The organism is Spirochaetota bacterium, assembly GCA_030154445.1.
Classification (GTDB): Bacteria; Spirochaetota; Brevinematia; order Brevinematales; family Brevinemataceae; genus Brevinema_A.
This window is the reverse complement of record JAGUQW010000006.1, coordinates 12,493-39,012: the sequence shown is the minus strand read 5'-3', so window position 1 is coordinate 39,012 and position 26,520 is coordinate 12,493. Positions and strand designations below refer to the sequence as shown.

Below are 26,520 nucleotides of genomic sequence, written 5' to 3'. Positions count from 1 at the left end.
ATTTCCTTATGAATAATAAATATTATACAAATTTATAAAAATATTGTATAATATTTATTGTACAATATGATAAACATTTATTCAAGCTTATTTTTAATATTACAAGGATTACACATGCTCTTACCAACAAAAAAATCACAGCATCTAAGAATTGCTGTTTTTGGAGATATAACAGGAGTAGCAGGTAGAGAAACTGTGAAAGAGGCTTTTGTTATCGCCAAAGAAAAATGGGACGCCGATCTTATTATTGCTAATGGTGAAAATGCATCTCATGGTTTTGGGATTACGCCAAAACACATTAAAGAACTTCATTCTTATGGACTTGACTTGATGACTTTAGGAAATCACACTTGGGACAAACATGTCTTAAGACACAAAATTAATTCTTTTCCTTTTGTAGCTAGACCTATCAATATGCCTAAAGAAGCTCCTGGATCTGGGGTGGCTACTATAGAAACCAAATTTGGTACTTTTGCCATTATTAATGCTTTAGGGCGTTTGTTTATGAATCCTAGTGATTGTCCTTATCATCTTATTTATGACAAAATAAAAGAACTCAAACAAAAACATAATATCAAAATGATAGCTATTGATCTTCATGCAGAAGCCACTGCTGAAAAGCTTATTATGGGACGATTCCTGGACGGAAAAGTTAGTATCGTTTGGGGAACACATACTCATGTACAGACTGCCGATGAAGTCATACTACCTAAGGGAACGGGGTATCTCACAGATTTGGGAATGACAGGTGCTGAAAACTCTATCATAGGCTTCGAAATTAATGCCGCATTAAAAAAAACAATCTATGGAGAACCATTTCGTAATCAAGTTGAGAACAAAGGCCCTCGTATCACTACAGGATTAATAGCTGATATTGATCCTGTAACAGGTAAAACAGTATTTATCACTCGTTTTAAAGAACGCTTTGAGGCCATTGAAGATCTTATAGAAGACCCTAACAAAACTTCTAATTATACCAGCGAGGAACAAGATGACAAATAAAATTCATTTGCACGAAACATCTCTCCATAGAATTGAAACTTTGTTAAAACTCTCAGAAGATTTCACAACACATGCTTTTTTATTACCTGAATTGTTAGCCAAAACTATTCGAGATCTTCACCGCTTTAATAATAATAATCTTTCTTATCATAGTAGTGTTGAAATAATGGATATTCTCAATATTACTTGTACTGCAGAAGAAAAAAAATTACTCAATAACATAGAAAATGCTCTCAGAAAAATAAACGAATACCAAGCATTGACTCTATCTTTGCCCAAAGATACCTTTCTTTCTATTGTATTAAAATTACAAAATTATATATCAAATCTTCAAGGATAATTTATGCAAGGAACTCTCATTAATGTATTGTCTATACTCCTAGGAAGTTTCATTGGAAGCCTTCTTGGAAAAAAATTAAATCAACACTATGGACAAGTTGCTATACAATGTATGGGAATCGTAGCACTTTCACTTGGAATAACATGGATTACTACAAATATCCCCAATAGTACCAAACCTTTATTATTTATTATAAGCTTAATTGTGGGGACTTTGTTTGGAGAAATTTTACAAATTGATCAACAAATAGAAAAACTTCAATACAAATATCAAAAAGAAAACGACTCTCATAATATTATTCAAGGACTAACCACAGCCGTATTATTATTTTGTTTAGGAACCTTTTCTATCTTAGGCCCTATCAATGCGGCATTGACTCAAGACTATTCTCTTCTTTATACCAATGCTCTTTTAGATGGAATCACTTGCATTATTTTTGGTGCTAGCTATGGATTTGGAATAGCACTATCTGCTGTTTTTTTGTTTATTTGGCAAGGAACTATCTATATGTTAGCTCAATATATAGAACCTTTTATGACTACAGCTACCTTTACAGAATTGAATATTATTGGTGGTATCCTTGTTCTAATTACAGGAATGAATATTTTGGGAATTACCAAAATACGCACGCTAAATTCTCTCCCTTCTATTTTTATTAGTTTATTATATATGATTTTCTTTGGTTCTTAAGATACTTATCAATCAATCTAAAAAAGAGGTTTGTGATTATGTTAAATTGTGAAGAAAGAAATTTGCTAAATGCTTGTATCCAAAATGATTTCAAATTAGTTCAAAGCTTAATTCAAGAAGGTGTAGACCCTAATCAACGCTTTGAAATGGGAGCAACTGCCTTAATGGTAGCCACCCAAGAAGGAAACAAGGACATTGTAGAATTTTTATTAGCTCAAGGTGCTGATCCTAATCAAAAAACAGAAACTGATATTTCTCCTTTAATGGTTGCAGCAGCCAAAGGTAATACAGAAATTGCCAAAATACTTGTATCTAATGGAGCAAAAACATCGTATGACCAAGACTATTAAGAGCGAGTTCTTTACAAGATGATAAATATTACAATCATAAGGAATAGGCTCTCAATTAATCGAAGAAGGACATAAAATAGCTCTAGCAATGCAATTTTCACAAATTGTTTTTTTGGCGATCCAATTAAAAAAGATTCTACAAATTCTCTTAATTTACCTAAAAATATATTCTTTTTTTCCAAGAATTTTCACAACAATCAAAAAACACCCTTCAAATTTGAAGGGTGTTTTTACTTTATATATTTAATAAAAATAGTGTTAAGGTATTCTAATCACCATAGCATTCAAGAGAAGCCATAATACCCATAATATCATTGCTCCTACAAGCCATGATTTAAATTGTTCTTCATACAAAACTCTTCTTTTGATCTCTATTTCACTTTTTTCTAAATTGTCAATTTCACTATATACATCTTGGAGAGCTGTTTCACTAGATGCTTCAAAATACTTACCACCTGTTATGTCAGCAATTTCTTGTAAAGTAACAGGATCAAATTCACCACCAGGTTTGTATGCAAAAGTACCTTGTTGTATCTGTTGCCACGAACCTTCTGTATTACCCAAACCAATAGTATATATTTTTACCCCTAATTCCCTAGCTACATTAGCTGCTGAAATAGGCTCAACAATACCTGCATTATTAATACCATCTGTTAAAAGGATCATTACTTTACTTTTGGCTTTAGAGTTTTTGATACGATTTAATCCTGTTAAAATACCAGAACCTATCGCTGTCGCACCATCATCTAAATAATCAATCTCATCAACTAAGCTTTTTAAAAGTTCTTTATCTAAACTTAATGGAGCCTTGGTAAGAGCAAAACTCACAAAAGTTACCAAACCTATTCTATTAAAATTTTGCTTGTCTATATAATTTTTAATAACTCTTTTTGCAACTTCTAAACGAGTTTGATAAAACATATCACCATTAGAATCCACTAATGTCTCTGTCCCAAAAAAACTCCCACGACGAGCATTTGCAGGCGGCTCATCGACAAAAGTCATACTTCCAGAAAGATCTAATATCAATATAATATCCACCCCAAGATTGTTATTAGTAACAACAGCAGAACCACCTCTCGGTCTTGCCAAAGCAACAACCATAACTACTAATAACAATAATAATAGAATATCTTTGGCTAAAGTAATACCGTAAGCTAAATAATCTTTTTTTTGAGATTCTAATAATCGTAGCCAAGAAAAAGGAAAACTTGGATTATTCCAAATACCTTTGCCTAACTTAGTATATTTACATAATACATACACAGGAATCAACAATAATAACCATAAATATCTAGGATTTTCGAAGTTCATTATTTTTCTCCAGATCTTTTTTGCGTTTTACAAATTTAACCATTTTAATACTATCTGCGAGTACTTCAGCAACACGCTCTTGAGCGAAAATTTGTTTTGCATATTTTGCTCTATCTGTATTTTTTAAGATAGTGGTGATAATTTCTTGTAACTCTTCTTCAAATTTCATTTTTTTCATCATTACTATCAATTCACTTGTTGGTAACTCCAAAGCTAAAGTGATTATCGTTTCAGACATGAATTCTCTAATAGTCTCTGATAGCTCTACAAAAAAATCTTTGTATGTCTCTTCTGTTAATTCTAAACTTCTCTGTTTTAAATTTTTAAGTTTTGTTGAAACCTGTTCAAAGGGGTCTATCACGATCACAGGTGCTTTTTTTTCTCTAGGAGTTATCATCATAGGAATAAAAATAACGCCTAACATAAACAATAAAAATAAAATAATCATAATAGTCCAAAGATGATCCCAAACAAAATAAATAGGCTCTATATCTTCTAGTATCAAGTTGGTATTAGAAATAATATTATTCGAAACAGGTATTATAAAACTTGGGGTATAAAATTGATTGGTGTTACTTTGTTGATCCAAAGCCGTAATTAAAACAGAAGGCATAGGATATGGCTGTACTCCATAACTTGTCACCGACAAATCTAACTGCTTGGTACTAAGATTCGTTATGGCAATATCAGTGTCCCCTTGAGCTTGAATATTAGAATCTATTTCTATAATTTGCATAATAGTTTCTGGCATTTTATAAACTACAAGAAAGGGTTTTCCTATCTGAATATTGGACAAATTAACCTTATAAGAGATATTCATATTTGTAGGGGCAACTAATACAATATTAGCATTACTTTGTTGAGGGTAAACAATGCTTGTTACTACAAGAACAAGCAAAACTAAAAAAGGTACTCTCATACATTATTCTCCAATTTATATCTAAACTAATCTTATATACATAATAACTTAAATTTAATATCTTGTCAAACAGAAAGTATCGTATAATTGTTTGAATTTATATATAAAATCTGTTATACTTGTAATAAACATTATTGTATAATGAGGAAATCATGAAAATTATCAGCAGTGGTCTAGCAAAAAAAGATCACGTTCAGGCTATCATTTTTTTTCAAAAAGGTAACTACAAAGATGCTAGCTCTATTTGGGCTAAGATAATTGAAATCAAAAATGACGATACTCTTGCTCTCAAAGCTTTAGCATGTTGTTTGTTTATCGATAATAAAACACGAGAAGCTTTGTCTTATCTTGAAGAAGCTTCTTCCTATGCTGCTACTGATCCTGAAATCACTAATTTATTAGCCTTGATTCATTTGAGTAATGGTAATGTTCAACAGGCTATTGAAGTAATTTTAGACGCTCAAGAATTGCAAACACATCCTTTACTGAATAAAACGCTAAATGCTATCAAACAATTAAAAGATCCAACTCATGCAAAAAATATGCCTTTAATTTCGTTGATTCAACTAACACTCCCCCGTACAACATTAATATCAAACAAAATATTTGCTCCCTTGATACAATTTGTCAAACGATTTAAAGTTTTAATTTTCTTAGTAATTCTTTTTTCTTTTTTATATCTTGTGTATCCTCAACTTCGTAACTGGTCAACATCATTAAATATTAGAAATAGAGGAGAGATATCTCCTGCAACAGAAGTAAGTATCAAAGGGATTAAAGATATTATAAACGCTAGAGAAAATTTTAGAATTATTCTCGATGAAAAAGTAATCATTAGAAAATTTGAACAATTAAAAACAGCTATTTCTGAACAACATCACAACAAAGCAAAAATACTAGTTAACGAATTATTAGCATCTAATGCTAGTCTAGCAGTGAAAGAGAGAATATCAATATTAGAAAGTTTTATTATTGACCCTAGTACAGATAATATTGACTATGTGCCAACATATGCTGAAATCGCAGTAGCTCCGGCTATTTATCAAGGGGTGATGCTTCGTTGGCAAGGTACTATAGCTAATATCCATCATCAAGGACGCTCAACAACAAGCTTTGACCTTTTAGTTAATTTTCTCGGTAATGGACAAGTAGAAGGACTTGCAGCTATAGAAACAGAAGGATTTCAAGAGCTAAATAATGGTGATAAAATTACTGTTATTGGACCAATTTTGGGTATAAGTAAAGATAATCGTGTTATTATTAAAGGGCAAAAAATTATTCCTTATTAAAATAATATAGTACTAAGCATCACTAATAAAATTGAATACTTTAAAACAAAGGATACACTCTATGGCAAAACTTTTTTTTGAAACTTATGGATGCCAGATGAATCATGCTGAAGCAGATTCTCTGATTCCAAAATCTATACAAAGAGGGCATAGTATAACAGAACGCCCTGAAGATGCAGATGTTATTATTATTAACACATGTTCTGTGCGTCTTACAGCAGAAAGTCATGTAATAGGACGATTAGGCTATTATAGAATGTTAAACAAAGAAAGACTTGATAGAGATCTCAAAATTATCTTGATGGGTTGTATGAGTGAAAACATAGGATTAGAAGTAAAAAAACAGTTTTCTGATATTGTTTCTATTTTATGGGGTACTTATAATAAAGATCTATTTTTAGATTATATTGAAGATTTTGAAGTTAAACAAGAATCTTTAGGGTTTGGTGCTGCCTATTCTTTTATGCCAGCAACAGCTTCCAAAGAATATTTCTTCAAAGCATATCTACCTATTTCTCATGGTTGTAACAAACATTGTAGTTATTGTATCGTACCAAAAGTGCGTGGATTAGAAAAAAATAGAGATTTTCAAGATGTTATCGATAATGCCAAGCAACTCGTTGATGAAGGCGTAAAAGAAATTTGTCTTCTTGGGCAAACCATAGATACCTACAAATATGAAAACAAAAGACTACCAGATATTTTAGAAACTATTGCTCGTCAATCTGGTGCGGAGCGTATTACTTTTTTAACTTCACACCCAAAAGAATTTCTCTATGAAACCATTGAGCTAATGAATACTTATTCTAACATTATGCCTTTCTTACATTTACCTTTTCAATCAGGAAATTCTCGTATTCTTAAAGAAATGAAACGAAATTATACCATAGAACAATATTTAGAAAAAGTTGAAAATATTAGAAAGATTCGTCCTAATATTATTCTTTCTACAGATATTATAGTTGGATTTCCATCAGAAACTGAAAAAGAATTTGAAGATACGGTTGAGACTCTTAAAAAAGTTCGCTATAACGAAGCATTTATGTATCGTTACAATACAAGACCTAATACTCCAGCTGAAAAATTTACTGAACAAATTCCTGAAGAAGACAAATTAAGACGATTGGATATCTTAGTAAAAACACATAGAGGTATTATGTCTGAATTGCTTGCTGGTCAAATTGGCTCTCAAACTACAGCTCTATTTGATAGAGAATCCAAATATAGTGATAAAGTATTTAAAGAAACAGGGCAAAAACAATATTTAGGCCGAACCCTCAATAACACTGTTTGTATTTTGGATTCTTCTATAGATCTTCGTGGAAATATTGTCCCTGTAGAATTGTACGATTCATTAAATGCAGTTATGAAAGCAAAACTAATTTAAAGGTTATTTATGATAAATATATTAAAAAATGCTCTATCCAAATCACAAGCTGATTTTACAGAATTAACACATTCAGAAAGTACAGGATCTTCTATTCGTATTTCCAAAGGCGAAGTAGAACGCTGTCTCAATTCACAAGGTTCTGCTGGTTCTGTCCGTAGTTTGCACAAAGGGGGGATTGGATTTTGCTCTTTTAACGATAACAACTTTGAACAAGCGTGTCACAAATCTTTAGAAAGTGCTCTTGTAGTCGGTGATGTAAATCGTAAATTAGCAGATACCTTAACAATCAAAGATTCTATTTCTAATACAGTAATCAAGAATCCTCAACTATTATCTTTGGAAGAAAAATTTGAATTTGTTAAAAAAATCCATTCTTTATTAGAAGATCCTTCCTTAAATTCTACCAATGTAGAGTTTAAAAATTCAACAAGAAACATGCTTTACCTATCTTCTAACGGATCAGAGATTCAACAACAAAAACATTTTACAGGGATGTCTGTAGCAGTTGCCATTAAAGATAACAACACACTACAACAAGCTTATTTTTCTGATGGTACTTATGGTGGTATGGAAAACTTAGATGGTTATGAAGAAAAAATAGATATTATCAAAAAGCGAGTAAAAGATCTCATCAAAGCACCCAAAGTAGATTCAGGATCTTACAAAGTACTTCTCAATCCAAATTTAGCAGGAGTATTTGCTCATGAAGCTTTTGGACATATGAGTGAAGCTGACTTTCTTGCAGAAAATCCAGATTTATTAAAAAAAATTGCCCTCGGTAGTAAAATAGGTGCTGAAGATCTTTCTATTACGGATGATGGGCGAGATTCAACATTGTGTGGTTGGTGTCCTTACGATGATGAAGGTGTTCCAGCTATGAAACGAGAACTTATCAAAAATGGTGAAATTGCCTGTTATTTACAATCTCGACTCACAGCTTATGATATGCATATGCCTCCGACAGGTAATGGACGCTCTTTGAATCCTTTTTATGCACCTATCCCAAGAATGACCAATACTTATATAGAGAATGGATCAAAATCTTTTGAAGCCTTATTAGAAGAATTATGGGATGGTATTTATGCCTGTGATATGATAGGTGGAATGACTAATCTCGAAACTTTCACTTTTTCTTCTGCTTATGCTTATAAAGTAGAAAAAGGTAAGATCATTGGTCTTGTGAGAGATGTTGTTTTGTCTGGAACATTATTTGAAACCATGAATAATATCATCGGTATTGGTAATGATCTTCAGCATCATGGTGGATTAGGTGGTTGTGGCAAAGCAGGACAAAATGGATTGCCTGTATCAACAGGTAGTCCACATTTATTAATAGATAATGTGTTAATTGGATAAACGGGTATTTCTTGTTAAAATATAAATAAACATTGGAGCTCCCAAAAGAGACATTGCAGAACCTATAGGCACAAAAGTACCATCTGGTAACAAACGCACTAAAAATGCAGCACTTATTATGAGAATACCAGAAACAGAAAATAAAATCTCCATAGATAATACTTCTTTTTCTCCAAATATTAATCTAACAATATGTGGTGTAGCAAGTCCTATAAAACCTATACTACCAGAAATACTTACTACTATTGCCAACGCAATTGTACACACTATTATTACTTCTAATTTTATTTGTTGAATAGGAACACCTACAGATGCAGCTAATTCATCTCCCACACTAAGAATATTTAATTCTTTGTTTCTTAAATAAAGATATCCTGTTAAGAGTAGTAAGACAGCAAATAAAATTGTTAATTCTACAAATGATCGTTGTACAAAATATCCTGAAGTTCTTACTAAAGTCGTAAAAAAATCATTGGGCGCTATAAAACTTTGTAAAAACATAATTAACGAAGTACAAAAAGAATTTACACCTATTCCTATAAGAATAAAACGACTAACATTGAAATTAAAAGATCTTTTAGCAACAACAAATAAAAAAGATATTGCTATTATAGATCCTATCAACGATCCTGTAGTTCTCCAAAATAATATCGGAGTAAGTTGTAATAAAGACACTATTACTGTGCCAAGATTTGATGCTCCTGACACTCCTAACAACCAAGGATCTGCAATAGGATTTTGAAGTATACTTTGAAGGATAGCCCCTGTTGATGCCAACACAAAAGCTGTAATAGTCATTTGTATCCATATATTAAGACGCAATGAAATAAAATCAATACGATATAGATCTAAAAAAATATAACAAACAGAAAAAACAAACCACAAGCTAATTATTATTATTTTTTTTTTCATTATGATCCTAAAAAATAATTATTTATCTAAACGAAAAAATGATAACAAAATAGATAATAAATATATCGGTATGTTCATCATAATATATTAAACGAGGAAATTATGCTTTTAAAGATTTTTTCACAACAATTTACACTATATATATTTACAAGTGGATATTTTTTCACTTTTTTAATTATGATTATTCAAAAATTTCCTATTCTAAATACTTTTTGGATTGCTTTTATTGGTGGAGTTAGTTTTTGTGGGATCTGGGGATTTTGTATTAAATTACTTACGATTTTATTCTCTGAATCAGAATTATCTGACTTATTTAGAATTCCTTTACCACCAGGGAAAGTAGATGTATTTAATGAGTATGATGATGACGATGCGTTAACACTCAATGATCTATATAATTCCCCAGAAGATAGTGACTCTTCTTTTTCTTCTCCTTATATAACAAATAATGTAGCAACAGATGATGAAAATTCATCCAATTCATTAATAGACTTAGAAGACAACATAGATATCCATGAAAGCACACCACCTACCGTATCTACTAATGGTAAATTAGACGCAAATGGCAATTTTAATCTAACAGTAAATGGTAAAACATTGAAAGCAAGTCCAGAAGATGGAGCTAAAGCTATTAAGAAAGTATTACATGATTCACCAAACGATTAATATTGTTGAAATTTGCGAAAAATAATAATATAGTATATAATATAAAAAACTTATATAATATATAAGTAGAAAATTTTTAGAGGCTATCTTGAAAGGTTACGAACATTTAGAAGGGTTTTCAGAAGAACAACTTTGGGCTCAATACACCGATGAAAAAGATCGTAGTATTCGCAATTATTTTATCGAAAAATATGCTCCTCTCGTTAAATATGTCGCTGGTCGTGTTATAGCTAATGTTCCGTCTTCTGTTGATTTTCAAGATCTAGTTAGCTTTGGTGTACTAGGATTAATCGATGCTATAGATAAATTTGATCTTAGCCGAGATATCAAATTTAAAACTTATGCAGTTACAAGAATTCGTGGAGCTATTTTTGATGAACTTCGTAATTTAGATTGGTTACCACGATCAGTAAGACAAAAAGCAAAAGAAATTGAGCGTACTATATCATCTTTAGAAGTCAAACTTGGCAGAGCAACTACAGATAGTGAAATTGCTGAAGCAATGGGATTGACTATTGAAACTTTCCATCAACTTTTATTAAGAGTTGGAACAAATTCTTTGATTTCTATGGATGATAATTGGTTTATGAATGACGGAAATGATAACTCACCAATGTCATTTGAAGAAACTTTAGAAAATAAAAAAATACTCAGTCCAAATAATGCTGCAGAGCGAACTGAATTAAAAAAAATGATATCTCAAGCTATTTCAGATTTACCTGATAGAGAAAAACAAGTGCTAATTCTTTATTATTACGAAGAATTAACACTAAAAGAAATAGGTAGCATTTTAGCTGTTACAGAGTCTCGTGTTTCTCAATTACACACAAAAGCAATCATGAGACTTAGAGGTCGATTAGATCAAATCAAAAAGAATTTTAATTAAAATTATCTCTTATTTTTATCTTCAAAAGGTCGTTGTAAATACAACTGCCTTTTTTTATTATATACTCATATTATTCCTGTTGACTTCTTAATAAAAACGAAGTAAATTAAACAAAGATAGAGTTTTCTTATTGAAAACTAGGAGGAAATAATGAATTTAATTATTACTGGTCACCGCTTTGAATTAACACATCAACATAGAATATTTATTACTGAAAAAACACATAGTAAATTACAAAAATTTGAATCTCGTCTACATAATGTTACAATAGTAGTTACGAAAGAGTTTATTTATACACAAGTAGAATGTACTATTACTAGTGATTTTAGAGAATTTTTTGCATCTGCTACAAATGAAAATTTAGAAATCGCTGTAGAACATACTTTAACAAAAATACTTACTGAAATTAAAAAAAAATATGATAAAAATTTTACTCATAAATAATTCTTAAAGCAACTATTTAAAATAAAAAATGAAAAGTATAAAACTTTTCATTTTTTATTTTAAAAATATTCTACTGAGAATCTGCTACGATTAATTCATCTTCTAAATAGTTAACAAGTTTTATAAAAACCTCTTGTTCATCTACTCCATCTACGATTAATTCAATTTTTGTTTTTGGTTCTACACAAAGTAAAATTAAACTCATAACACTAGAAGCATCTGCTTCGTTATCATTATATTTTAAAATAACTTTACTCTTATATTGATTTACAATTTCAGAAATATGTGATGATGGACGCGCATGAATACCATATTTATTATTAATATTTATGAATTTTTTAAGCATACTATCCTCCTTCAATTATTTCATTAAATATTTTTTATTTTTATTATATAATTAGATTTTATTCCGATATTAAAGATAGATTATAATATTTTAGAAAGGAGAGTAGCAACATGAACAGTTTTATATTGATTACTGGTATTATTATAATATTATTATTATTATTTATTAAAAATTCTTATTATTTAGGATTTGAAAAATCCATTAAAAATTTACTAAGTTTATTAGTACCTATTATCTTATCAGGCACAGCAATTAGAATAGGAAGAATTTTATTACCAGATTCTATTAATATTAGTTATTATATTACAGGTATTGGAATGATTCTTTTTTATCTTGTTTTAGCACCTATTATTACAAAAGTCACATCTGATCGTTATAGAAAAGTATCTAAAAAATCCCGTATATATGGAGCATGTGTAGGTATTTTACAATGTTGGTTATTTATCTCTTTTATATTATTTTTTATAAATTTAATATTTTATAAAAATATTCCAGTACTGCAAAAATATGATCATATTATATCAATACTAACACTTCCTATCCAATTTTTTTGGAATTTTCCAAATATGTAATTCAAATAATATTACGTAAGGCAAAATATGTGGGGTCTACACCTTATTATGAAGGGACAATATCTATAATGAAGATGATTCTTAATTATTTAAGAAACGTGAGTTATGGTGAGAAACTTATTGTTATTTTTAAGGACCCACACAAACGCCTTACGTAATTTTAATTTCAAACCCTTCCAAACAATCATCTATTTTAAAATTCACTCTTACTCTATTATTATTAATCAAATTATAAATATTATTATTATACTACACATATTTTAAAAAATAAGCAAGCTACATTATATAAAAGTCATAAAATTGACGAATTAATCATTACATATTACAATAATAAATAAACATATATGGAGAAACAATGAAAAAACAATTGTTAATATCTGGTATTATATTATTTATAGGTTGGGGAATTTTTACTTTTATTAATCGAAAACAAGTTCATTCAAAAGAAAATATTATCAAATTATCTTGGTCTAATATCAGAAAAGATAAATTTTTATCACTTACTACCACAATATACAAAAATAACACCAATGTTTATTACACTATTACTAAAAATCAAGGCTCTTGGATTCTTACAGAACCTATTAATATTTCCATTTTACCAGAAAAAGCAGCTTTATTAGTCAATGGCCTACTTACACTTACTCCATCTCAAATGTTAACAAATATCAATGATACAGAATTAAATACTTATGGACTTAATTCTCCTCAATTGAAAATTACAGGATTTTTTGACAATGCTATTTATGGATTTTTTGTAGGTCAAAAAACTACTATAGGGAATCAATTTTATATTAAAGACATAAATAATTCTAATACTGTCTATCTTATTGATTCTCATGTTATAGAACCATTTATTCAAGGAATTTCTTCTATTATTAATAACAAATTTCTTACTCAATCAACTGATGATATTTTAGCGATTAAATTCAAAAATATGCATCAAGAAACTATAGAATTAACAAATGAAAATACTTTTTGGATACAAAAATTTCCAGAAGAAAATCCTAATGTAGACTGGGGAACTAAGAAATTTTTATTAAGTCTAAAAGATCTTACTTTTAATACAGATTCTTTTAGTTTTGATGTTGATAATACTATTTTAAAAAACTTAGGTATTGACAAAAACTCCTCTCTTATGATATCATTATTATTTAATAATGGAGAATATTCTGATCTTTATATAGGTAGTAAAACTACTAACAATACCTATCCTATTTATATCTCTAAAAATAATATGATTGCTTATATTGATCTTTTAATGATACAAAATATTTTTGGTGTATCTACAAAAGATTTGATTACTCACAAATAATAATGAAAAAATTACATAAAATTTATCAGATATTCTTAGAATATCCATATATGAATGCATGCTTAGTTTTTGAAGATCAAATATTTCAAGGAGTTTTGTTAAAAAAAGATTTAGAAAGAAAATTATCTGATACTAATAATTCTATTTTAAATCATATTATAAAAATTCCATTAGAAAATTTAGAAGACATTATTTTTAACGACCCTCCTTCTATCAAAATGAAAATCCCATATATTAATTGTAAAGGGGATATTTTAGGAGCTTTATTATATGATGAATTTGTTTCTGAATTTTTTCCTTTGGATTTCACTACAAGACTTTCTCTACAAGAAATTTTTACTTATTATGAAAATCCTATTATTATACTCAATCAATTTAAAACGATATTATATATGAATAATATTGGACGAGAATTATTGTCAGAAAAAGTGTTAGGATTAAAAATATCTGATGCCCTGCTAGCTTTTCAAATTGGTCATAGAAAAGAAAATATAATGATTACTCGTCAAGATGAACAGTGGATACTTACTATTTCAAAATCACAAACTCCTCACGCTTATTATTATATTTATCAATTTTTTCCTTATTCATTATAGTATATTGTTTTAAATAAATTAAAAAAAAGATCAGGAACATTAAAATGAAAAACACAACACAATACGATGCTATCATTATTGGTGCAGGTTTAGGCGGACTTACTACCGCTGGTATTTTAGCTAAAAAAGGTAAAAAAGTTCTTATTTTAGAACAACACAATATTCCTGGAGGTTGCGCTACTTGTTATCCCCGTTTAGGTGTTACTATAGATGTTGGCTTACATGAATTAGATTGGGGTAGCGATAATGAAAATCTAAAAATTCGTATTTTCAAAAAATTAGGAATCTATGAAAAAATCCCTTTCGTATCTATTAACGAATGTTGGAGTTATAAAACACCAACTCATTCTTATACTATACCTCATGGCCGTGAAAATGTAAAAGAGTTCCTAAAAAATAATTTTCCAAAAGAAGAAAAAGGAATAGATGCTTATTTTAAAGATATGCAGTTTACTGCTTTATTAGCACATAAAACAGCCTCTGATATGAATTTTTGGGAATTTTTATGTTTTCCTTTCAAAGAATTAAGATCTATGATAAAAAATTTATTAGTACAAGAAAATACAGGTGATAAATTAGATTTTTATTTTAAATCAAATGAAATCAAAGCTGTACTATTAGCTAATAATGGGTACTACGCTGATGACCCTTATAATCTTTCATGGTTTTATCATTGTGCAGGACAGTATGCTTATTATAACTCCTCTAAATATATTAAAGGTGGTGGGCAAACTTTATCAAATTTACTATTAGATGTTGTCTTAGAAAATAATGGCGAGATTCGTTATCTAAAGGATGTTCATAAAATAGAATTAGAAGGAAACAAAGCTGTTGGCGTTACTTACACCGATCGTAAAACTAAAGAAAATGTTACAGTATATGGAACTCATATTGTTTCAAATGCGTCTCCTAATAGTATTAATAAAATGATTCCTGCAGAATTAGAAGATCAATCTGTAAAAGGATTGAAAACTAATTCAAGATCAATATTTTCAGTTTATATGATTACCAATAAAAATCTTACTGATATCTATCCTGACATGTCTTATACTTCATTTTTTGATAATGATAAAGCCTACACTTCAGAATTAATTGAAATAGAAGAAGCTTTACACAATCCATGTATTGGATCACGCAAATTTTCTTTTACTAACTATGGTAGTATTGATTCTGGATTAGTACCTGAAGGAGATCCTAGAACTTGTGCTGTATTTTGTGGTTCATCATTTTTAGCAGAGTGGGATAATTTATCAAAAGAAGAGTACAAAGCTAAAAAAGAAGAACTAGCTCAAAAATTATTTGAGCGTATAGAACAATATTATCCTGATTTTAGAAAACATATTGAATATTATGAAGTCTCAACGCCCAAAACTATACAACGTTATATTAAAACCCCTCATGGAAGTGTTTATGGATATTTACAAACAGGATTTTTTTGGAATAGAAAAGGTCTTCGAGGGTTTCAACAAAGACGAGCTCCTAGACATTCTCAATCTATTCAAAATTTACATTACACTGGTGCTTGGGGATGGCCTGGTGGAGGATTCACTGGAGCTATTTGTTCAGGGTACCTAGCTGGTAATCATATTCACTAAGTTATATTTATTAACATCATTAAAAAACACCCTCACTTTTTGTAAGGGTGTTTTATTTTATATTTATTTCTTTTGATTATTATTTCAATTAACTAAGTCAAAATTCTATGAGTATTAATCTTCTATTTGTTCCACAGAAGATTTTTTAGTTACAAGAGTTTTCACATCATTAAATAATACAAATACTGCTATTGTAAGAAGTAAAATAATACCAAATTGTTCAATACCAGAAATAATTTTTTCTGCTCTATTATTCTTTTTAAAAATACTACGAGCAGTTTGAAGAATAAGAGCCCCACCATCCAATCCTGGAAAAGGAAGCATATTGAATGTTGCTAGAGCAAGACTTAACATTACCATAAATTTCATTAATAATGCAAAATCAAAAGTTTTTGCAATATCACCAGTAATAGAAACAATACGAACAGGCCCAGAAAGATTTTCTTTTACATTCACTTTACCAGAAAATAATTTTACTAAAGATGAGCCTATTTGAGATAAAGTACTTGATATATTGTCAGATGCCATTTCAAAAGCTGTGAAAATATTACTAGATTTTTGAAGGACTTCGATTTTGTTAGGATACACAGAACGGATACCCAAATTCCATACTCCATCAATTTTAGTTGGGCTAACCGTTATATTATTTGTTTTATTATTTTGAAGTACCGTCATCGATAAAGGCTGTCCTAAACGAACTATATCTACTAATTGATAAAAGAACTTTATAGAACTCCCATTAATAGCCAAAATTTGATCCTGAGCTTTAATTCCTATTTGTTCTGCTGGAGAATTTGATAGTACATCACTAACAATAGCTGGAGATATGGGTTGAACACCTAATAAATCTAATCCTGTAGATTTATCAGCTACAGTAACTACATTAATATTATTAGTACGATTATTTCTAACATATAAAATATTTTTGGTAGCAGAATTTGAGAGAGAAAGTGTTAAAGGAATCTGTATAAAATGTTCTATTTTTTTTCCATCAATAGCAATAATAGTATCACCATTTCTTAATCCAGCCTTATAGGCAGGAGAATCAATTTCAATGTTATCAGCAGGTAAAGTTATTGTTTGAGAAACAGCAACTTGATTAGAAAGATGATATTCTTTGAAGCCAATACTAAACATAGCAAGTATTACTAAATAAGCAAAAATAATATTAAAAAGACTTCCACCAATAACAGTTAGTAAACGAGCCCATAAAGGACTATTCATTAAAGCTCTAGGATCTGGATCATCTTTATTTCCATTTTCTTCATCACCAAAAGCACAAAATCCACCAAAAGGTAATCTACCAATTTGATAATATGTTTCTCCATATTGAAAGCCCCAAATTGGTTTTCCCATCCCTATAGAAAACACATCAACTCTTATTCCTGACCATTTAGCCATCAAAAGATGTCCTGCTTCATGAACAGCAACAAGAATACTTAATACTAATACTGCAACTACAATACCAAAAATATTCATTAAAAAATCTGTACCAAACATTGTTTCTTCCTTATTGTTATATTTTTAAAGAATCTTGCCACAAAGAATTCATTGCTAATGCCGCAGCTACAGACACATTAAAAGAATCTAGTTTTTTTGTAGAAGGTAATACTACTTTATGAGTACATAAAGATTTTATTCCTTTTCGAATACCTTCTCTTTCTGAACCTATAATAATTGCTATTTTTTGACCTTGTGGTTGAAAAGTATATACAGAATCTTTAGATTCACCAGTTAATGCTAAAATTTCAAAACCTTCTGCTTTCATATTATCAATTTCTGTTTTAAGATTATCTACATAAGCTAAAGGCGTTTTATAAATCGCTCCTGCAGATGCTTTGATAGTTTGAGGTGTGATACGAGCAGCATTATCTTTGGGTAACAAAACAAGATCAGCTCCTAATAATAAAGCAGATCTCAAGATTGCACCTAAATTACCAGTATCAGTAATACCATCTAGTAATAACACTTTATTAATAACACTATAATCAGCATTATATTCTTTATCTTCTGTAATAATATTATCTGGAAGAATCATTTCTGCTGCAATACCTTGATGTTTTTGTGTTCCAGAAATTTTATCTAATTCTCTGTCCACAACAAATTTCACAGGAATATTTTTTTCCCTTAGCATTCGTTTAAGTCCAGGGTATTTATCACCCTTTTCCATATCTATCCAAACTTGACTTAATTGAAGAGATTCTAATAACGCCTCTTCAATAGAATTCCTTCCATACACTACCATATTTTATGCCCTTTAAATATATGAAAATACTCAGATTATCTTTTAAAATATCTTTTTATTTTCTTAATATATATCATTTACTTTATTAATTGTTCTGTTTCACGAGCTATCATTAATTCTTCATTTGTAGGAACAACTAATATTCTTATTTTTGCATCAGTAGTAGCAATATCTTCTAATTTTGAACGACACGCTTTATTTTTGTTACTATCAATTTCAATACCTAAAGCTGTTAAATCTTTTGTTACTAAAGCTCTTAAATTGGTATCGAATTCACCCATTCCGGCAGTAAATACGATAGCATCAACTTTACCACCAAGTTCAACTATGTAAGAGCCTATTGTTTTACGAATAGTATGTGCTAACATTTCTATTGCTAATTGAGCGTTTTTATTACCTACAGTTGCTGCATTTTCGACATCTCTCATATCACTAGACACTTCAGAAATCCCTTTAAGTCCACTTTCTTTATTAAGAATATCAGCCATAGCACTAGGAGTAAGATTTTCTTTTTCCATTAAAAATGGTATAATAGCTGGATCAATACTACCACAACGTGTTCCCATCATAAGACCATCTAAAGGCGTAAAACCCATAGAAGTATCAATACATTTTCCACCACGAATTGCAGCAACACTAGCTCCATTACCTATATGACAAACAATTAAATTAGTATCTTTGACATCTTTCTTTAATAATTCACACGCTTTTGGAGTAACATAAGCATAAGATGTTCCGTGAAATCCATAACGACGAATTTTGTATTGTTCATAATATTTAAATGGAATCGGATACATAAAAGCTGTTGGTTCCATTGTTTGATGAAAAGATGTATCAAATACAACTACTTGAGGTGTTTGTGGCACAATTTTTTGACAAGCTTTTATTCCCATGATATTTGCTGGATTATGTAATGGTGCAAGTTCACATAATTTTTCTAAATTTTGTAATACTGTCTCATCTACTACTACTGAATTTTGATAAATATCACCACCATGAACAACACGATGCCCGACAGCATGGATTTCATCCAAACTAGATAAAATTGCTTGATTACCTTTTATAAGAGAGTCAAAAACAACTTGCAATGCTTCATCATGATTTTTCAGTGATTTTTCAAAAGAAACTTTATCATGAGTTCCATTAGTATAGCCAATGATAGAAGATCCAATTCCTATTTTTTCAATAACACCTTTTGCTATTACGGATTGATCATCTGTATTCAAAAATTGATATTTGAGAGAAGAACTTCCTGCATTTAAAACTAAAACTTTCATATAAAAAGCTCCTTTGGCTTATATTCAATATTATATATATTTATAATTTATTATCCAACAGTTGAACCAGATGAAATGTCTCCAGGATCAACTAAATATAATAGTGATTTATCTCCATTGGAGGCAGCCAATAACATTCCCTCTGATAACTCTCCTGCTAATTTTGCAGGTTTTAAATTATAAACAATAACGATTTTACGCCCAACTAATTCTTCGGGGGAATAAAATTCTTTAATTCCAGCCAAAATTTGGCGATTCTCGTTTCCTATTTTCACTTGTAATTTTAATAATTTACGAGATTTTTCTAAGTTTTCAGCAGCAACAATTTCTGCTACACGAAGATCTAATTTCAAGAAATCTTCAATAGTGATTTCTGGTTTTGATTCTTTTATAGTATTTTCTTCCAATTTTTTGTACCCTACTTGTCCTGATTGTTTGTTTAATTTATCAATTTGAGCTTTAATTTCACTATCTTCTATTTTTTTAAATAAAATTTCACTTTCATTTAATTGTTGTCCTATAGAAAGTGAATTTTTCATAATAGTCTGTATTCTTTCCATAGAAAGATCAGTTTTTTGTCCTAGCATTTTCCACAATTTTTCAGAGCTATGAGGAATAATACAATAAGAACCAAATGACAAAATACGCAGTGTATTCAAACATACATTTAATACCGTATTCAATCGATCAGGATCAGTTTTTCGTAACACCCAAGGCTTCATTTCGTCAAAATATCTATTACCTTCTCGAGCAAGATCCATCATTAATTTACAAGATTCTCGGACTTTATAAGTTTCAAAAGCTGTAAATAATTCGTTGAGTTTATTTTCTAAATAAGTAAAATGTTCCAGATCTCTATCATTATAATTAGCTTCAGGGACAAGTCCTCCCTCTTTGTGTAAGAAAGTCATTGTTCTATTTACTAAATTTCCATAAATATTAGCTAATTCATCATTATTACGCGATTGAAAAAATACCCATGTGAAATCAGCATCTTTAGACTCGGGGGCATTTGCAGCTAGGGCATATCTTAAAGTATCAGCTGGAAAATCATTAGCAGCTTCACTAGCCCATACTGCCCAATTTTGTGAGGTGGATATTTTATTACCTTCTAAAGTTAGATACTCATTAGCAGGAATATCATAAGGCATAATCCAATCTGATTTTTGCCCCATTAATAAAGATGGCCAAATCACTGCATGAAAAGGAATATTATCTTTTCCAATAAAATGGATCAATTTTGTATCATTATTTTTCCAATATTTTTTCCATAACTCAGGCTGTCCTATCCGTTCAGCCCATTCTATCGTAGAAGAAATATAACCTATAGGCGCATCAAACCAAACATATAGAACTTTCCCAAGAGCTTCGGGATCATCAAGAGGTACAGAAATACCCCAATTAATATTACGGGTAATAGCTCTTTCATGTAATCCTTCAGTACGAATCCATCCAAGAATAAATTTGGTAACATTATCTTTCCAATCTTTTTTACTTTCAAGCCATATAACTAAATCTTTTTCAAAATCTTGTAATTTTAAATACCAATGTTTTGCAGTTTTTACAACAGGTTTGGATCCAGATAATGCACTAGTAGGATTTTTAAGTTCAAAAGGGGTTAATAATACACCGCATTTATCACACTGATCACCACGAGCTTTTTCATCATTACATTTTGGACAAGTTCCCTCAACATAACGATCTGGTAAAAAACGCTCTGATTGTTCATCATAAAATTGATCTTCTTCTTTAATCATAATATGATCATGATTTAATAAATTAAGAAAAAATTCTTGAGATAATTTTGCGTGATTAGTACGAGCTGTACCCGAAAAATTATCAAATTTTATATGAAATTTATCAAAAGAATCTTTAATTTCATGGTGAAAACGAGTAACAATATCTCTAGGAGTAACATTTTCTAGCTCTGCTCTAATTGTAATAGGAACACCATGTTCATCTGTTCCACAAATATATACAACATCATCACCATTCATACGACGAGAACGAACAAAAATATCTGCAGGTAAATAAGCTCCAGCCAAATGTCCTAAATGTAGAGGGCCATTCGCATATGGTAAAGCAGAAGTAACTAAATATCGTGCCATTTAATTTATCCTTAATTAATAATTTTATGATTTTTCTGTGTGTTCTGAAACATATTTATAAATCCATAAAAATAACCAAACACCTAAAAAAGAAGCAATAAAATTAATATCAAATCGATTTACTAATAAATATTTGATTCCTGAAATCTCTTGTAAATTTTTTAACAAAGGTATCTTAAATAGAAGATCAAAGATAAATCCACCCAAAACTCCCCCAATAACACCTACGGTCATTCCCATAGGTATACCACCGAAAAATTCTTTGTTATCTAATTTAATATATATATAACTTCCAATAATTCCAATAAGTATTAGTATAAATGTGGATATTAAAAATGCTCCAAAATTCATTATTTCTTCCGCTTTGAATACTCTTGTATTCTATTAGGTATTTCTAATATAAATTGATAAGCAAAACCAACAAATATAGCAAAAACTAAAAATTGTTGAATAAAAAACACTTCTTGTGTTTCCATAGAACGAGGATCTACTTCAAAATTAATAAATTCAACAATGGTCCACAGATAAATCATTGACGATAGTATAAAGTATCCAGCTTGTACAGGCTCTCTTTTCACAAAATAAATCAATCCACCAATTCCTAAAATCACATTTGTTAATCCAAATTGATTTATATGATATTGCCACAAAGCACCTATTTGACCTATTAAATTGTTATAATCATCAGAACCTACAGGATATTGTTTTCTAAGCATATGATTGAATAAAATATCTAATGTTTGGGTATCTCCCCATGAGAGAGGTTTAGGTTCTACTAATAGAGCAATAGCTTTAGCTCTAATCCACATATAAAGATAAATAGAAACAGCGAAAATCAATAACCACATAGCAATTGTTAAAATAAATAAAAAATTATCTACCCAATTATTCCTATGTCTTTTATGTAAATCTTGTCTTTGAGAAAGTTGATATATAGCTATTATTATCAGAGGTAAACATACAATAATTCCATTTATTCCACCTAAAAAAACAAAAGTATAGGCAATCACCCCTAAAACCACAATAAAGAAAATAGAATGAAATATTTCTAATATATTTTTATTTATAGAAGAATATCTTTCTAATTTGTAAAGATAATTTTGAATAGAATAAAAAGTCAGCCATATTGGAACGCATAAAATTGCTACTAAAATATAGGGAACATGTTCTTTAAAGATTAATCTATAGTCACCAGATAATAAATCTGGAAATAACATATAAGGTTTAATTGCTGATATAACTAATAAAAATAAAGCCATTATACATACTATTCCAAGTAAAATAAGAGGTAGTTTTCTTTCTTCAAATTGAAGAATGAAATCTTTACCTTTGAAAGATATTAAAATAATCATTATAGGAATAAGCGTTAATGCCCAAGAAATAATATACCATACAGGAATTTGATGATTGGTAATTGATAAACCCATTACAAAAGCTAACAGAAAAGTGATTCTCGGAGCTAACCACAAATCATCTACTTCTCCTCTATGACTCATTACTTCTTCATACCATATAATCATAATAAAAAACATAATAGAAGATAAGGCAGCATTAAGTGCATAAACTTCAGCCATAATAGCTTGTGACCAATGTGCTTTTGAAAAAGCAAATAATAAAGAAGCTGCTAAAGCAGGTATATGAACACTAAATTCAAAATGTTTTGCATCTTTGTTAAAACCTAACAATTTAACTAATGATAAATAAGTAAATAAGACAGCAACAGCTGCCGAAACACCTGAAAAAATATTCATTTTATAACCAATATCTGAAAAACGAAGAAAAGTAAATAATTTACCTATAATTCCATACAGAGGAAATCCTGGCGGATGACTAGCACCCATATTATAAACTGTGGTAATCAATTCACCTGAATCACCAGCTGTCACAGAAGGATTTAGCGTTTTAAAATACACTGCTAAAGAAATCAAAAAAACAAAGCTTGCAAAAACAAGATCTATTTTTTGTAATAGATAAGGTCGATAAGAGTGAGGATATAATTTATCAAATATCATATGATTTTGGGATTGTAACACGATGAACCTCTTTATAATATAGTTTAAATAATTATACAAATTATAATTGTCATATTATAAAGTTTTTATTGATAAAATGCAAGTATAAAAAATATTTATCAAAAAAAACTCCCTCATAATGAGGGAGTTTTTTATTTACATTTATTCAAAATCAGCTAATTCTATTTCTATAACTTTAAAGTTTTTGACTTCTCCATTAAATTCAAAACGAACTTTATCACCAACTTTTTTATCAAGTAATGAGTGTCCTAATGGAGAGTGATAAGAAATAATTCCTTTATCAAAGTTTACTGCCCATTGGTCAAGAATTTGATAACTCACTATTCCATCTTGTTCTTCTTCTAAGGTTACTTTTATACCCACATCAACTTTATTTGTTTTAATTTTTGATTTATCAATAATTTTAGCTTGCCCTAAGTCACTTTCTAATTTGATAAGAGTAGCTTTTAATTGATCTTGTCTTTCAAGTGCTGCTTTATATTCTGAGTTCTCTCGAAGGTCTCCTTTTTCCATTGCCTCACCAATAGAAAGTGAGTTTTCAGGAATTTGTACATTGACAATGTTTTCCAATTCTTTCCTTTTATTATTATAAGAACCTTTTGTTACTAAGAAAGGATGTCTAGTTTTAATTATAGTATTTTTTGGTTTTTCAACTTTTAATTGAGGGTATTTTGCATTTAATTGTTCTAAATAACTTTCTTTATGTTCTTTATCAAAAGTAATCGTTGATGTTAGAAGAGCAAATAATGATTGAGCTGTACTTTCATCTGATTCTTCAATAACTTTTCCAAGAAGATCTTTTTTAAACAAGAATTCTTCTACTTGAGAAAGTAGTTTTTTATTTTTTGCTAATGATGTCTTAACACTGATTTCAGAATTTAAAATATCAACCAGAGTTAACATTCTTAATACAAATTCTTCATTTCTAATTGCTTTTCCTAACTCATCATTCATTTCATCTAAAACATATCGTGCGACCCAAATAAAAAATTCAGGTTTTTCTTGGAAATGAGTTAAAACATATGTGAAAATACTATTAATATTTTCCCATTTATTATGCGTAACTAATTCTATTAACATAGAATTATGATTTTTTGCCAATGGTGTTTTTAACATAATATCAGAATAGAAATTTGCCCATTCTTCTGATTTTTGAATATAGCGTAAGAATATTTTTTGTAGATTAACATCTAAATCAGAGTAAAAATCAACAATATTTTTGATACCATTAATTAAAGAAATATCAGCAAAATGTTCTTCTACTTCTGTACTTTTAGCAAGAGTTAAAATAGTTAGTGAAATAACTTTTTTATCAGAAGCTTCTGTTTGAGAATTTAAAATTTCTAAAAAATATTGCGCAACAGCTTGAGCAGATGGAATATTAATATCCCCACCTCTATCAATAAAATTAAGTGCTACAGAAACTTTATTATCAAAGTTTGTAGTTTTTTTAAATCTACTGATTAATTCTTCAACAACAGATCTTTCGGTATCACGAAGTTCAATCACATTTCTTTTTTGAAGACTTGGTACTATTGTATTTGATGATTCCATCACTTTTTTAGCTCTCAACCACCAACGAGTCCATTCTTTATCTGTAAGTAATTCTGGAACAATAGCCTCTTTAAGATCTTTTGAATTAATATCTTCAAGATCATTACTACGCATAATTAATTCAATAACACCTAGAGGATTAGTTTCAAGCATTGCTTTTAATTCTTCAGATTTTCTAGTTTTCCATAACAAAATATGATTTTCATCTAAAACAGTTAAGGATCTAAGTGCTATCATCAAGCTCATTTCATGATCTTTTTTATTTTCAAAACTGATGACAACTCTTTCTTTTTCAATAGTTTTAACTTGCCCTAAACCCCAACTTTTATGAGAAACAAAAGATCCTTCATCAAAAGCAATATGTGTTTCAAAAAATCGGATTGCTTCTCGATAAGGTTTCCAACTCTGTCCTATAGCAGCAGCTTTGAGATAATGATCTAATTGTTGATGGTCTTTATATATTTCTCTATAACAATCTTCCAATGCTTTTCTATATGTTTTTTCAGAAGAATGTAAGCCAACACAAAATTTAACAACAGGTAATACTAATTTGAATTTTTCTGCTTTCATTAATGTTTTTACAACATTACTAAACACTAAAGTAGCTACATATTCATCATTTGCTGCTTCACGAATTTTTTTAGCAATAGCAATGATTAACTTGGTATCTTCTGGATATAAAAAAATAATTCTATCCCATATAGCTTCAATCATACGAAGATTACGCATTGCAATAAATCTCTCTATAGCAAGACGATAATAGAACATCGCTAAATCAGTATCTTCTTTCTCATAAAACTCACCTAATAATTTCGCATTGGCAGCGTCTGAACTATCAACCAATACTAAGCGTTTTTTAATTGAGAAAAGAGACTCTTGATCGTCTGTATCTTTATAAATTTGTTCTAATGTTCTAAGTGCATATTTATGTTCTCTATAAATAAGAATTTTTTCACATAAAAATTGAACTACTGCAGTTTTATTAATTTCTAAAAAACTTTTAATGAGTAATGGTAAATAGGAATCATCCATAGCTGATTCTTGTAATGAAATAGCTCCAACAATATATAAAGCCATCACGCTATTAGAAGCCTCTTTCAAATGATCTCTACAAATCACACGCAACTCATCTAAAAAAGATCCATTTACAGCCGTTTCAATAAAAGAATTGAGCTCAACAAGATTTTTCACACTATAAGATTCTAGAGCTACATTTGTCCATTTTTCCTCGTTCAATTTCCCTTGTATATCTAAAAGAAAGTCGTCTTTTTTATTAGCGAATTTATTACTCATATTGTAGTGCCTCCGGAGGCTATTTATT

General features: G+C 29.5%; 25 protein-coding genes. 14 read left to right on the top strand and 11 right to left on the bottom strand.

Going from position 1 to position 26,520, the window contains the following annotated elements:
- The first annotated feature begins 66 nt into the window (after positions 1-66).
- The 4 genes from KFW21_03420 to KFW21_03405 are packed head-to-tail and all read left to right on the top strand — an operon-like array spanning position 67 to position 2,382.
- Positions 67-1,002, top strand: a complete 936-nt coding sequence (locus tag KFW21_03420) for a YmdB family metallophosphoesterase (GenBank protein MDK2818483.1) — start codon at positions 67-69, stop codon at positions 1,000-1,002.
- Positions 992-1,342 (top strand): hypothetical protein, encoded by a 351-nt coding sequence (locus KFW21_03415; GenBank protein ID MDK2818482.1) that lies wholly within the window; start codon positions 992-994, stop codon positions 1,340-1,342. The genes KFW21_03420 and KFW21_03415 overlap by 11 nt, the downstream gene beginning before the upstream one ends.
- 3 nt (positions 1,343-1,345) lie before the next feature.
- On the top strand, positions 1,346-2,032 hold the full coding sequence (locus tag KFW21_03410; protein ID MDK2818481.1) for a DUF554 domain-containing protein: 687 nt from the start codon (positions 1,346-1,348) through the stop codon (positions 2,030-2,032).
- A gap of 38 nt (positions 2,033-2,070) precedes the next feature.
- Positions 2,071-2,382 (top strand): ankyrin repeat domain-containing protein, encoded by a 312-nt coding sequence (locus tag KFW21_03405; GenBank protein ID MDK2818480.1) that lies wholly within the window; start codon positions 2,071-2,073, stop codon positions 2,380-2,382.
- A 258-nt stretch (positions 2,383-2,640) separates the two neighbouring features.
- On the opposite strand, the gene KFW21_03400 is transcribed toward KFW21_03405, so the two are convergent.
- On the bottom strand, positions 2,641-3,696 hold the full coding sequence (locus tag KFW21_03400; GenBank protein ID MDK2818479.1) for a VWA domain-containing protein: 1,056 nt from the start codon (positions 3,694-3,696) through the stop codon (positions 2,641-2,643).
- Positions 3,677-4,615, bottom strand: a complete 939-nt coding sequence (locus KFW21_03395) for a hypothetical protein (GenBank protein ID MDK2818478.1) — start codon at positions 4,613-4,615, stop codon at positions 3,677-3,679. The genes KFW21_03400 and KFW21_03395 overlap by 20 nt, the downstream gene beginning before the upstream one ends.
- A gap of 152 nt (positions 4,616-4,767) precedes the next feature.
- On the opposite strand from KFW21_03395, the gene KFW21_03390 reads away from it, so the two are divergent.
- From KFW21_03390 to KFW21_03380, 3 genes are all read left to right on the top strand, one after another.
- Positions 4,768-5,904, top strand: a complete 1,137-nt coding sequence (locus tag KFW21_03390) for a tetratricopeptide repeat protein (protein ID MDK2818477.1) — start codon at positions 4,768-4,770, stop codon at positions 5,902-5,904.
- A 61-nt stretch (positions 5,905-5,965) separates the two neighbouring features.
- A complete protein-coding gene (gene miaB / locus KFW21_03385) occupies positions 5,966-7,291 on the top strand; it encodes a tRNA (N6-isopentenyl adenosine(37)-C2)-methylthiotransferase MiaB (GenBank protein ID MDK2818476.1) in 1,326 nt (441 codons plus the stop codon).
- A gap of 9 nt (positions 7,292-7,300) precedes the next feature.
- The gene (locus tag KFW21_03380) at positions 7,301-8,650 is read left to right on the top strand and encodes a TldD/PmbA family protein (GenBank protein MDK2818475.1); all 1,350 of its coding nucleotides are present in this window, start codon (positions 7,301-7,303) and stop codon (positions 8,648-8,650) included.
- Here the strand turns inward: KFW21_03380 and KFW21_03375 are convergent.
- Positions 8,639-9,562, bottom strand: a complete 924-nt coding sequence (locus KFW21_03375; protein MDK2818474.1) for an iron ABC transporter permease — start codon at positions 9,560-9,562, stop codon at positions 8,639-8,641. The two genes, KFW21_03380 and KFW21_03375, sit on opposite strands and share 12 nt — an antisense overlap.
- A 102-nt stretch (positions 9,563-9,664) precedes the next feature.
- Between KFW21_03375 and KFW21_03370 the strand changes: the two genes are divergently transcribed.
- The 3 genes from KFW21_03370 (at position 9,665) to KFW21_03360 (ending at position 11,558) form a co-directional block, all read left to right on the top strand.
- Positions 9,665-10,228: a hypothetical protein gene (locus KFW21_03370; GenBank protein ID MDK2818473.1), complete on the top strand. Its 564-nt coding sequence runs from the start codon at positions 9,665-9,667 to the stop codon at positions 10,226-10,228.
- Positions 10,229-10,313: 85 nt separating this feature from the next.
- Positions 10,314-11,114, top strand: coding sequence for an RNA polymerase sigma factor WhiG (gene whiG / locus KFW21_03365; protein ID MDK2818472.1), 801 nt, complete (start codon positions 10,314-10,316; stop codon positions 11,112-11,114).
- A gap of 150 nt (positions 11,115-11,264) precedes the next feature.
- Positions 11,265-11,558, top strand: a complete 294-nt coding sequence (locus KFW21_03360) for an HPF/RaiA family ribosome-associated protein (GenBank protein MDK2818471.1) — start codon at positions 11,265-11,267, stop codon at positions 11,556-11,558.
- Positions 11,559-11,628: 70 nt separating this feature from the next.
- Here KFW21_03360 and KFW21_03355 read toward each other — a convergent pair whose 3' ends face one another.
- Entirely contained in the window at positions 11,629-11,904 is a 276-nt protein-coding gene (locus KFW21_03355) for an HPr family phosphocarrier protein (GenBank protein ID MDK2818470.1), read from the bottom strand.
- A gap of 110 nt (positions 11,905-12,014) precedes the next feature.
- On the opposite strand from KFW21_03355, the gene KFW21_03350 reads away from it, so the two are divergent.
- The 4 genes from KFW21_03350 to KFW21_03335 all read left to right on the top strand — a co-directional run bounded on the left by KFW21_03350 (position 12,015) and on the right by KFW21_03335 (position 15,982).
- Positions 12,015-12,476: a hypothetical protein gene (locus KFW21_03350; protein ID MDK2818469.1), complete on the top strand. Its 462-nt coding sequence runs from the start codon at positions 12,015-12,017 to the stop codon at positions 12,474-12,476.
- A 355-nt stretch (positions 12,477-12,831) separates the two neighbouring features.
- Complete coding sequence (locus tag KFW21_03345) at positions 12,832-13,791, top strand: DUF4340 domain-containing protein (GenBank protein MDK2818468.1); 960 nt, start codon at positions 12,832-12,834, stop codon at positions 13,789-13,791.
- Between the two features lie 50 nt (positions 13,792-13,841).
- Positions 13,842-14,387, top strand: coding sequence for a hypothetical protein (locus tag KFW21_03340; GenBank protein ID MDK2818467.1), 546 nt, complete (start codon positions 13,842-13,844; stop codon positions 14,385-14,387).
- 44 nt (positions 14,388-14,431) lie between these two features.
- Positions 14,432-15,982: an NAD(P)/FAD-dependent oxidoreductase gene (locus KFW21_03335; protein ID MDK2818466.1), complete on the top strand. Its 1,551-nt coding sequence runs from the start codon at positions 14,432-14,434 to the stop codon at positions 15,980-15,982.
- 114 nt (positions 15,983-16,096) lie between these two features.
- On the opposite strand, the gene rseP is transcribed toward KFW21_03335, so the two are convergent.
- From rseP to KFW21_03300, 7 genes are all read right to left on the bottom strand, one after another.
- Entirely contained in the window at positions 16,097-17,482 is a 1,386-nt protein-coding gene (gene rseP / locus KFW21_03330; protein MDK2818465.1) for an RIP metalloprotease RseP, read from the bottom strand.
- A gap of 16 nt (positions 17,483-17,498) precedes the next feature.
- Positions 17,499-18,227 (bottom strand): 23S rRNA (guanosine(2251)-2'-O)-methyltransferase RlmB, encoded by a 729-nt coding sequence (rlmB, locus tag KFW21_03325; GenBank protein MDK2818464.1) that lies wholly within the window; start codon positions 18,225-18,227, stop codon positions 17,499-17,501.
- A gap of 77 nt (positions 18,228-18,304) precedes the next feature.
- Entirely contained in the window at positions 18,305-19,504 is a 1,200-nt protein-coding gene (locus KFW21_03320) for an acetate kinase (GenBank protein ID MDK2818463.1), read from the bottom strand.
- Positions 19,505-19,554: 50 nt separating this feature from the next.
- The gene (gene metG / locus KFW21_03315) at positions 19,555-21,612 is read right to left on the bottom strand and encodes a methionine--tRNA ligase (protein ID MDK2818462.1); all 2,058 of its coding nucleotides are present in this window, start codon (positions 21,610-21,612) and stop codon (positions 19,555-19,557) included.
- A gap of 24 nt (positions 21,613-21,636) precedes the next feature.
- A complete protein-coding gene (locus tag KFW21_03310) occupies positions 21,637-21,963 on the bottom strand; it encodes a hypothetical protein (GenBank protein MDK2818461.1) in 327 nt (108 codons plus the stop codon).
- Positions 21,963-23,624 (bottom strand): DUF2723 domain-containing protein, encoded by a 1,662-nt coding sequence (locus KFW21_03305; GenBank protein ID MDK2818460.1) that lies wholly within the window; start codon positions 23,622-23,624, stop codon positions 21,963-21,965. Before KFW21_03305 ends, KFW21_03310 begins: the two co-directional genes overlap by 1 nt.
- Before the next feature lie 162 nt (positions 23,625-23,786).
- Positions 23,787-26,492, bottom strand: coding sequence for a DUF3553 domain-containing protein (locus tag KFW21_03300; GenBank protein MDK2818459.1), 2,706 nt, complete (start codon positions 26,490-26,492; stop codon positions 23,787-23,789).
- Positions 26,493-26,520 lie beyond the last annotated feature (28 nt).

Bases quoted from the DNA above. Each gene is read 5' to 3' on its own strand.
- KFW21_03420 (MDK2818483.1), top strand. From the start codon at position 67: ATGATAAACATTTATTCAAGCTTATTTTTAATATTACAAGGATTACAC.
- KFW21_03415 (MDK2818482.1), top strand. From the start codon at position 992: ATGACAAATAAAATTCATTTGCACGAAACATCTCTCCATAGAATTGAA.
- KFW21_03410 (MDK2818481.1), top strand. From the start codon at position 1,346: ATGCAAGGAACTCTCATTAATGTATTGTCTATACTCCTAGGAAGTTTC.
- KFW21_03405 (MDK2818480.1), top strand. From the start codon at position 2,071: ATGTTAAATTGTGAAGAAAGAAATTTGCTAAATGCTTGTATCCAAAAT.
- KFW21_03400 (MDK2818479.1), bottom strand. From the start codon at position 3,696: ATGAACTTCGAAAATCCTAGATATTTATGGTTATTATTGTTGATTCCT.
- KFW21_03395 (MDK2818478.1), bottom strand. From the start codon at position 4,615: ATGAGAGTACCTTTTTTAGTTTTGCTTGTTCTTGTAGTAACAAGCATT.
- KFW21_03390 (MDK2818477.1), top strand. From the start codon at position 4,768: ATGAAAATTATCAGCAGTGGTCTAGCAAAAAAAGATCACGTTCAGGCT.
- miaB (MDK2818476.1), top strand. From the start codon at position 5,966: ATGGCAAAACTTTTTTTTGAAACTTATGGATGCCAGATGAATCATGCT.
- KFW21_03380 (MDK2818475.1), top strand. From the start codon at position 7,301: ATGATAAATATATTAAAAAATGCTCTATCCAAATCACAAGCTGATTTT.
- KFW21_03375 (MDK2818474.1), bottom strand. From the start codon at position 9,562: ATGAAAAAAAAAATAATAATAATTAGCTTGTGGTTTGTTTTTTCTGTT.
- KFW21_03370 (MDK2818473.1), top strand. From the start codon at position 9,665: ATGCTTTTAAAGATTTTTTCACAACAATTTACACTATATATATTTACA.
- KFW21_03360 (MDK2818471.1), top strand. From the start codon at position 11,265: ATGAATTTAATTATTACTGGTCACCGCTTTGAATTAACACATCAACAT.
- KFW21_03355 (MDK2818470.1), bottom strand. From the start codon at position 11,904: ATGCTTAAAAAATTCATAAATATTAATAATAAATATGGTATTCATGCG.
- KFW21_03350 (MDK2818469.1), top strand. From the start codon at position 12,015: ATGAACAGTTTTATATTGATTACTGGTATTATTATAATATTATTATTA.
- KFW21_03345 (MDK2818468.1), top strand. From the start codon at position 12,832: ATGAAAAAACAATTGTTAATATCTGGTATTATATTATTTATAGGTTGG.
- KFW21_03340 (MDK2818467.1), top strand. From the start codon at position 13,842: ATGAATGCATGCTTAGTTTTTGAAGATCAAATATTTCAAGGAGTTTTG.
- KFW21_03335 (MDK2818466.1), top strand. From the start codon at position 14,432: ATGAAAAACACAACACAATACGATGCTATCATTATTGGTGCAGGTTTA.
- rseP (MDK2818465.1), bottom strand. From the start codon at position 17,482: ATGTTTGGTACAGATTTTTTAATGAATATTTTTGGTATTGTAGTTGCA.
- rlmB (MDK2818464.1), bottom strand. From the start codon at position 18,227: ATGGTAGTGTATGGAAGGAATTCTATTGAAGAGGCGTTATTAGAATCT.
- KFW21_03320 (MDK2818463.1), bottom strand. From the start codon at position 19,504: ATGAAAGTTTTAGTTTTAAATGCAGGAAGTTCTTCTCTCAAATATCAA.
- metG (MDK2818462.1), bottom strand. From the start codon at position 21,612: ATGGCACGATATTTAGTTACTTCTGCTTTACCATATGCGAATGGCCCT.
- KFW21_03310 (MDK2818461.1), bottom strand. From the start codon at position 21,963: ATGAATTTTGGAGCATTTTTAATATCCACATTTATACTAATACTTATT.
- KFW21_03305 (MDK2818460.1), bottom strand. From the start codon at position 23,624: ATGATATTTGATAAATTATATCCTCACTCTTATCGACCTTATCTATTA.
- KFW21_03300 (MDK2818459.1), bottom strand. From the start codon at position 26,492: ATGAGTAATAAATTCGCTAATAAAAAAGACGACTTTCTTTTAGATATA.